Source organism: Nocardioides ferulae (assembly GCF_003660455.1).
In the GTDB taxonomy this organism is placed as follows: domain Bacteria; phylum Actinomycetota; class Actinomycetes; order Propionibacteriales; family Nocardioidaceae; genus Nocardioides; species Nocardioides ferulae.
The window spans coordinates 1-8054 of record NZ_QZVR01000040.1 but is presented as its reverse complement, the minus strand read 5'-3'; the positions used below and the strand labels follow the sequence as shown (position 1 = coordinate 8054).

Below are 8054 nucleotides of genomic sequence, written 5' to 3'. Positions count from 1 at the left end.
GCCCCGTGCAGAGGGAAGGAACTCAGAAGTCGTGTCTCACCTCAGCCTGACGCACAGGGACCGAGCTCGACGAGAAAGCACTCGCCCGGGCACGACGCCTGGTCGGGCTCAAGGGCTACGTCACCAACATCCCCGCCACCCTGATGCCTCCCGGTGAGGTCATCGCCAGCTACCACGACCTGTGGCACGTCGAGCAGTCATTCCGGATGTCCAAGACCGACCTGCGCGCCAGGCCGATGTTCGCCCGCACCCGCGACGCGATCGAAGCCCACCTGACCATCGTGTTCACCGCACTCGCGATCAGCCGCGAGATCCAGAACCGCACAGGCCTCTCGCTACGCCGCGTCCTGCGCACCCTTAAGCCCCTGCGCTCGGCCACCGTCGAACTCAACGGCGTGATCACCACCATCCCGCCCGCCCTCAGCGCCGACGAGCAAGCGATCCTCACGGCGCTCGAGGACCCGGCTCCAAGGCACTAAGCCCAATGACCCAACTCAGGTCGGCAGGCCGCTCTCGGCAGGTTGACCGCGCTCGCATCGAGCTGATCATGCCGCCAATCGTTATCCAGGCGACCAAACAGCAATCGTCAGCCGTTCGCGCAGGAAACCCACCACTCGACGACCACTAGCCTCATCGTCGGGTCCACCTAGGACCGCCGGCTCGACATCGCAACATCACTCTTGGAGTCCGAGCGCGCGAAACGACCCGTAGGAGATGCATCGCCGACGGGTCGCGCCGTTCGTCGGCGCTTAGGTTGCACCCCGTCCGAGGGAGACGCGGATTGACCGTCGGCAGACGAAACCAGAAGAGCGGGGAGAAACCAAGTCGGGAAGAGCGCGAAAGACGAATCGACAACGGTGGCCGCTGCAAGGCAAACAAGCATGGCCGTGGCGCCCGACTTCCTGCCCCTGACGCGCAGGCTGACAAGTAGACAAATCAGCATAGCACCAATAACGCCGATCTGACTGATTAGATTGGCCCAGCCCTCGACGGCAATTGCTCGGTCGGACGTTCCAATCGCCCACTGTAGAGGTGTGAGATCCCGAATGACACTTGACCACCCTCCCGTTCGTCCAGTTCCGCCAGTTTGAAGCGCCTGCTCCAAAGAATACCGCTGCCCCAGTTCAGGCCGAGCACCCAGAACGGACAGCGCCAGAGCCGCCGCTCCGGCTGTTGTTAGCACCTTTCTCAAAAGACTTCCCCGCCGTGCGATGAGAAAGGCACAACCCATGCCTGCGGCCAGAATCGCAGTACGCGATCCCGAAAGCGCGACCCCGATCAAGGCCGCGCTGGCCACCCAGTAATCGAAAAACGTGCTGCGGCGTTCCATGATGGCTTGAAGAGCGAAGGTAAGAAAGCAGGCGCTAACAACACCGAAGACATTACCACTCTGGTAGGTCGCCGGAATCTTGCTAAACTCGTCCGATATTAGATTGTTCTTGGAAAGGAGGTCATCTCCCCAAGCATACGTAAGTCCGGGGACAGCAACAGCCTCGACCGAGGCCGCCGCTTGCAAGAGCCCATATGCGACAGCAAGGGAAAACCCTAAGCCCAAAGAGTACCGGAACTGTCTTGCGATGGAACCGCTGCTCTCTGACAAAGCGAGCAGCGCAAGGGGCAGAATAGACCAGGCGAGGAACTCAGCAATCTCGGCAATTCCATCATCCAGGTACATTCCCGCCTTCAGGACCACCAGAGAGGAATAGACGATCCACACTAACGGTACTGCTTGCCTGGCGTGAATCGACACACCAGATGCAAACTTGAGGCGCAATATAAGGGCAGCAAGGAAGAGGCTGAAAATTGCAATGGGGAAAGGGAAGGATGCGAATTTGATGCCCGCCTTTGGGAAGGCTGTAGCGCTAAATCCAACAACAAGAACGGCAAGTCGCGGATGCAACAACGCAACCCATGCCAGCGAAATGGCGCCGATGAGTAACCAGGGGAGCCATCTCGCTGAAACGGCCCCAAATCCCACCAAGAAAAGGCAGCATGCGCCGCCCAACCAACGCAGGTATCCGACCACCGTGCTCCCCACCGTCCACATAGGCTAGGCGTTCCGTGCAGCGAGTGCCTCGGCTCGTCTGACTCGCAGCAACGCCCTCCCCAGCATTATAGTAGAGGCATGACAGACGGTGCCATCCCCATGCTCACGCCCAAACAACTATCGATCGTCATCCTTGCTCGGAATAGCGCGACCGATCTGAGGGAGTTGGCCTCGCAGTTGCCGCCGAATTGCGATGTCGTGCTTGTTGATGACGACTCGGATGATGATGGGGTAAACGTCGCGATCGAAAGCGGCTGGCGCGTAGTGCCGGCGCCGGTCGGTGTGGGATTCGACAAGAAGCGGCACGCAGGTGTAGAAGCCGCTCGGGGTGAATGGGTTCTGATGCTCGACTCGGACGAGAGACCGACTGCCGCCTTTTGGCGCGAAGTCTCGCTAGCCGTGACCCAGACCAACTATTCCGCCTATACAGTCCGCTTCAACACCTATTTCGCTGGCACCCAAATCAGGTTTGCCGGCGTCGGGGATCTGCTCGTGGTTAGAATGTTTCGCCGGGACGATTATCGTGGCTTTCTTGGATCCATTCACGAGCGAGTGCAATTTGATGGGGAACTTGGTAGCATCCATGCGCCCCTTGAACACCACAGCTACCGGTCGACTGAGCACTACATCACGAAGATCAACGCGTACACTAGTCGTGAGGCCGAGGAGTTGGCCGCGTGCGCTCGAAGAACGTTCCTGCCCCCGGCCGGCGCCTTGTTGGGAGATTTCGCTTATATCGCTCAGTGTTGGATGAAGACTCGGGACCGGACTTTAGTGCGGGCCGAGGCGAAACAGCGCCTCAAGAACCGATATGTCGTTTTGAGTTTCCTCCCTGCCTACCCGATTGGGCGGTTCTTGAACCTGTACCTGTTCAAACAAGGCTTTCGTGATGGCTCCGCGGGGCTGAAGTACGGGCTGCTCTCAATGATCTACTCGGCCATAAAGTACATCAAATACTTCGAGATGAAGAGGGGGCTTCGGTGATCGTCGTTCTCGCAGGTGACGTGGACAAAGGAGTCTGTGGGGTGGGCGATTCAACCGCCGCATGGTTAGTACGACACGCGGGCGTCTCCGTCCGCAATCCGCTTTCGGTAGGGCGTGCATTATGGGCGGTGCTCGCGGCCGAGCGGGTAGTGGCTGTGTATCCGACAAGAAGTACGAAACGCTCCCTGAGGTTCCTTCTCTGTGTCGCGTTTGCGAGGATGTTGGGCAGGGGCGTGGCTCTGCACCTGCACGAGTACTCTCGCCTGCACTGGTTGAATCGACCTTATGGGCGAATTCTCTTGAGCCTAACCAACGAGTGCGTAGTTGTGAGCACGCCATCTGAGCGAGCGCATATCCCCCACTCGAGAGTATCAATTATTCCGCCCGCAACGGGCGCTGGTGCTACTCGAAGAGTCGACTCCGTGACTGGCCGTGAGTCCGGAACGGCAACGCTGGCGGTGTTCGGCGTAGCTCGTGCCGACAAGGGTCTTCAAATGTTGTGGGATTGGCTGTCACGAGGGGATGACCGCAACGCCGAACTTGTGCTTATAGGGAGCAGTTGGAGCCGGGTGCACATTCCGGAGATGATTCGGGCGAAGTATGTAGTTCATCTGCCAGGTTTCGTCGAGACCACCCGGCTGGAAGAGTTGTTTTCTACCGTCAGCCTAGCTGTGGCGCCCTTTGCGGACGGCGCCACAGATGGGCGCACCAGTTGGCGTACGCCCGCCTCTTACGGTGTTCCTGTGGTCACAGTCTTTCCGAGAGAACCTACGGACCTCTCTTTTAGGCATTCGCTTCTGATGGATATGCGCCAATTGACACGTGATGACGCCCTGGATCGGGCTTATGGCAGTGAGGCACGCCGCGACCTATCCGATGCAATGCTCTGCTTTGAAGCAGAGGTTCGGTTGAGATTGGATGCAGCCCTGCTGGGTAGGACGCGAGAAGCGTGACCAACGCGACGTGACGCTACTAGCACAACCAACCGGTACCGACTTCCACGCACACAACTTCGCCCAACCCCCGGCCTGACACCATCAATGGTGAACAGGGAGATCGCTCTCCATTAAGAGTTCCTGGACATACGTGCGGATCTTTGAAACAAAGACGGTCTCACCAAAGGACTGTGCATGCGCTTTCAGCCGAATCGGGTCCCATTCCCTTTCGCTGAGTTCTTCGACCGCGGCGACTATGTCGCTGACCAGGGGTCGCTCAAAGTAGAGTCCTGTCTGTCCGTCGATGACCGTGTCTAAGAACCCTCCCCAGCGCAGAACTGCGCACGGTTTCCCATGGGCTGCCGCTTCCAAGGGAGTGAGGCCAAAATCCTCGAAACTCGCGGCAACTAGGCCGGAGCACCGACGGTAAACAGACGCCATCTGTGCGTCCGTCAATTCTTCTAGGAAAGCGACATTGGCGGTTGCCCGATTCTGCAGTGTTGCCTTCTGAGGACCGCTGCCCACCACCACAAGGCGCCTGTAGGGCATCCTTCCGAAAGCTTCGATGATGGGAAGCACGTTTTTGTACGGCAGCAGTCGTGAGACCGCCAGAAAGTACCCCGGCTCCAGCGCGGGGTCGGCTTCTTCTGGGCTGGTATCTGTCGGCAGGTTCACAGGAGCGGGAAGTACCCTCGCATCTATCCCGTACGCATCCTTGATGCGCTTCTGAGTGACTGAGGATATCGCCAGGTACCTGTCCGCCGAACGCGCCGCGGCGCGGTCCCATTGACGGAGCGGCCCTCCAAGGAGTCTCAGCGCAAGGGCTTGATGCGCGCGCGCGCTATCGCCGAGATACGTCGATCCATCGTAAAGCCATCGAGCTGGAGAGTAGCAGTAGACCAACTTTTTTCCACTCGCGCGGAATCCGTGCGACCATCCGCTACTACTCGCGACAACCACATCGGCGTCGATCTTGACAGAACTACTGACAATGGGAAGAAGTGGGAGCGCCGCCCTATGGTCGCGACGAAAGACGCTTAACCGGTTCAAGGCCGTGGTTCTAACGTCGAGATCACGAAATTCGGGATACGTCCCATCTTCGTCATACAGTGTGGTGAATATCGGCGCCGCGGGAAACGCTCTAGACAAGGCTAGGACGACGCGCTCCGCACCACCGCGTTGGGTAAGATAGTCGTGTGCAATTGCAACTCTATCGCGTGCCATTAGGCAACCTCTCTAGGCTAATCCTTTGTCGCCATCTCTGGCCCGTAGAGGAGATGTAAGGATTTCCCAGCCTAATCTTTCCCCGATCTGGACTGACGTGCGCCTGGGTCCTCGCGTGGAGCGGACTGGCCAGACCCTCTCCAGAGTTACGTGGACTGGCCGCCTGATGGTGTTGCCAGGAAGTTCGTGCTGATCTCTTCGACCCCACCGCTGGCACTATCTCCAGTCAATGCCTTAGCCTGGTATTGGATTTCTCGCATGAATATTATGAACTCGTCGATATGTTCCCTCAGGACTTCCACCACAATCGTCGGTCGTTGCCTAGCTAGAATCTGGCGGGCGCCGGCCAAGACCGACATCTCGGCGCCCTCAACGTCAATCTTAATGAAGTCCACGTCCTGGCCCGCAAACACATCATCCAGCGTGGTGGTGACGATCTTGAGTTGTTGCCGCGCCGCCTTGTCTGCGGTCCAAGCGTTCTGCAGGAGCGAACTTGTGCTTGTGGTGTATAGGTCGAGGTAGAGATCCCGGATTCCGGGAGTGTCGGTGAGGCCCACCGACCAAGGCGTCACCCAAGTGAGGCCGTTGCTGTGGATATTGCGCAACAGATTTCGCATCGACTGGGGATCCGGTTCGAAACTATGCACGTGACCTTCTTTTCCGACGAGCATCGCGGCCAGCATCGTCAGGATCCCCAGGTTGGCACCGACGTCCACTACGACCCCACCTCGCGGGACATATCTCTTGAACTGCTCCGCGACAGCGGGTTCGTAGCGCATCCCGTGCGGTTTGAGGAGCATGAGATTCTGCCATGCCGGGAAGGTGACGGTGTATGGAGTCCCTGTCAGTCGCCTCCGCGCGGTGAATGGACGGAGCGCGGTCTGTGCGACGACTCGAGGTCGTCCTCGGAGGATCATGTCACCAAGATAGCCGGATGGACGCGGGTCGTGCCGTTGCGGGTTCTCTGCTTGTCAAAGGCCAGTAGGAACTGCCCAGCGGCGGTCATGAAGCCTGCCCGGTGGTGGCCATTGGATCTGCCCACGGGGAGCTGCGGCCACCACTGACCCCAGGGTGGTCATGTAGGGTGGTGTGTCCCGGGTCTGGCGGAGTCGGATTAGTGGATTCTCGTGCCACACGAGCCCTCAGGAGGGTGGCATGGGACGACGGGGGTACCCGCCGGAGTTTCGGCGCAAGGTCCTAGATCTGCTGGAGTCTGGGCGCAGCGTGGCCGAGGTGGCACGCGATCTGCAGATCAGTGACCAGTCGATCTATAGCTGGCGTCGTCAGGACCGGATCGACCGGGGCCTGGTCGCCGGGCTAACCAGTGCTGAGAAGGCTGAGCTCATCGCGGCGCGCAAACGCATCGCGGACCTCGAGACCGAGTTGAAGACCACCCGGCGCGCGATGGAGCTGGTCCGAGAGGTGGTGCCCCCAAAAGGAGGTTCGAAGCGATCGCCGTGATGGTCGGCGAGGGACTGCCCGTCGAAGTCGCCTGCCGCGTCCTGGACGTCTCGGTCTCGGGCTATTACGCCTGGCGAGGGCGCCCGCCTTCACAGCGGGCCATCAGGCACGCCTGGCTCACCGATGTCATCCGCGAGGCGCACCTGGCTTCCCGTGGGATCTACGGGTCCCGTCGTATCCACGCCGAGTTGGTGCTGGGCCGCAACATCTCGATCAGCCACGGCCAGGTCGAGCTTGTGATGCGACGCGCTGGCATCCGTGGGGTCGGCGGGCGACCCAAGTGGCGCCGGACCAAGCCCGACACGATCGCCAGCGACCTAGTGAACCGCCGCTTCGACCGGCCTGCCCCGAACCAGTTGTGGGTCACTGACATCACCGAGCACCACACCCGCGAGGGCAAGGTCTACTGCGCCGTCGTGCTCGACACCTACTCCCGTCGCGTGGTCGGCTGGTCGATCGACTCCTCACCCACCGCAGCCCTGGTCACCAGCGTCCTCGGGATGGCGATCGATAACCGCAAACCGGCCGGCACCGTGATCCATTCCGACCAGGGCGTTCAGTTCGCATCCTGGGCCTTCACCAGACGCGCTAAGGAGTCCGGGCTGGTGGCTTCGATGGGCTCGATCGGCGACAACTCCATGATGGAGTCATTCTGGTCCCGCATGCAGGTCGAGCTCCTCGATCGCCAGCCCTGGAGGACGAGGATCGAGCTCGCCAACGCGATCTTCGACTACCTAGAAATCTGGCACAACCGCCAGCGGCGACACTCCGCACTCGGGATGCTCACCCCAGTACAGTTCGAAGCACAAACACCATCAACCGTGGCCTGAGAATCCATCGTCCAGGCTCCACTGTTCCCGGGGCACCCCAGAGCCTCCATCAGACCCGGCACGCGACACACCTGATCCTCAATAGGAAATCAGCTCAAGGGTTTCACCCCCTAGCCGGCGAGTGCCTGGGTGAGTCGGACTGACTGATACCTCCTCGTGAGAGTGCCGAGCACCGATGGTGGTGTTCTGGCTGTCTTGTCGAGGAGGTGCTGTCGTGGCGTTCGTTGGTGGTGAGGATCAGGCTGCTTTCCAGCAGCTGGTGAACGAGGTCGGGGCAACCCGGACCGTGCTGGTCGGGATCGATGTCGGCAAGTACGACGCGCTCGCGTTGATCGCCGATGGGCACGGAGAACTGCTGGGCGAGCCGGTCTCATTCGGACTGGACGAGCCCGGAGTCGCGGCGCTCGAGGCTGCTGTCCAGGACCGCTGCCGAGAGCGGTCAGCATCGCTGGTTCGCATCGGCATCGAGGCGTGCGGCCACTACCACCGGCTGCTGGTCCACCGGCTGAGGTCGAGTGGAGTCCAGCAGAGTGACTCTTCTATGTCTGTCAACCCACGGCGGGTTCGACGTGG

Annotated in this window: 6 protein-coding genes and 3 pseudogenes; 5 read left to right on the top strand and 4 right to left on the bottom strand. The window is 60.2% G+C overall.

Translation table 11 applies throughout. The annotated features are described in order from the left end of the window. Positions 1-65: 65 nt before the first annotated feature. A pseudogene (locus tag D6B71_RS22230) lies at positions 66-479 on the top strand (IS1634 family transposase); the annotation flags it as partial. Between the two features lie 167 nt (positions 480-646). On the opposite strand, the gene D6B71_RS22530 reads toward D6B71_RS22230, so the two are convergent. Beyond that, complete coding sequence (locus tag D6B71_RS22530; RefSeq protein ID WP_126688350.1) at positions 647-2038, bottom strand: hypothetical protein; 1392 nt, start codon at positions 2036-2038, stop codon at positions 647-649. Between the two features lie 87 nt (positions 2039-2125). Between D6B71_RS22530 and D6B71_RS22225 the strand changes: the two genes are divergently transcribed. Continuing rightward, positions 2126-3031, top strand: a complete 906-nt coding sequence (locus D6B71_RS22225; protein ID WP_121258990.1) for a glycosyltransferase — start codon at positions 2126-2128, stop codon at positions 3029-3031. Positions 3032-3453: 422 nt separating this feature from the next. Further along, positions 3454-3984 (top strand): hypothetical protein, encoded by a 531-nt coding sequence (locus tag D6B71_RS22525; RefSeq protein WP_126688349.1) that lies wholly within the window; start codon positions 3454-3456, stop codon positions 3982-3984. An 84-nt stretch (positions 3985-4068) separates the two neighbouring features. Here D6B71_RS22525 and D6B71_RS23675 read toward each other — a convergent pair whose 3' ends face one another. From D6B71_RS23675 to D6B71_RS22215, 3 genes and pseudogenes are all read right to left on the bottom strand, one after another. Continuing rightward, complete coding sequence (locus D6B71_RS23675; RefSeq protein ID WP_240641645.1) at positions 4069-4641, bottom strand: glycosyltransferase; 573 nt, start codon at positions 4639-4641, stop codon at positions 4069-4071. Positions 4642-4644: 3 nt separating this feature from the next. Next, positions 4645-5190: pseudogene (locus D6B71_RS23975) on the bottom strand (glycosyltransferase); the annotation flags it as partial. A gap of 146 nt (positions 5191-5336) precedes the next feature. Then, entirely contained in the window at positions 5337-6107 is a 771-nt protein-coding gene (locus D6B71_RS22215) for an FkbM family methyltransferase (RefSeq protein WP_121258988.1), read from the bottom strand. Between the two features lie 238 nt (positions 6108-6345). On the opposite strand from D6B71_RS22215, the pseudogene D6B71_RS22210 reads away from it, so the two are divergent. Both D6B71_RS22210 and D6B71_RS22205 read left to right on the top strand, forming a co-directional pair. Further along, positions 6346-7481 (top strand): annotated as a pseudogene (locus D6B71_RS22210) (IS3 family transposase). Between the two features lie 214 nt (positions 7482-7695). Continuing rightward, a partial coding sequence (locus tag D6B71_RS22205; protein WP_164519786.1) for an IS110 family transposase occupies positions 7696-8054 on the top strand: 359 nt, incomplete at its 3' end.

Coding starts and splice junctions, on each gene's coding strand:
- D6B71_RS22225 (WP_121258990.1), top strand. CDS start 2,126: ATGACAGACGGTGCCATCCCCATGCTCACGCCCAAACAACTATCGATC.
- D6B71_RS22215 (WP_121258988.1), bottom strand. CDS start 6,107: ATGATCCTCCGAGGACGACCTCGAGTCGTCGCACAGACCGCGCTCCGT.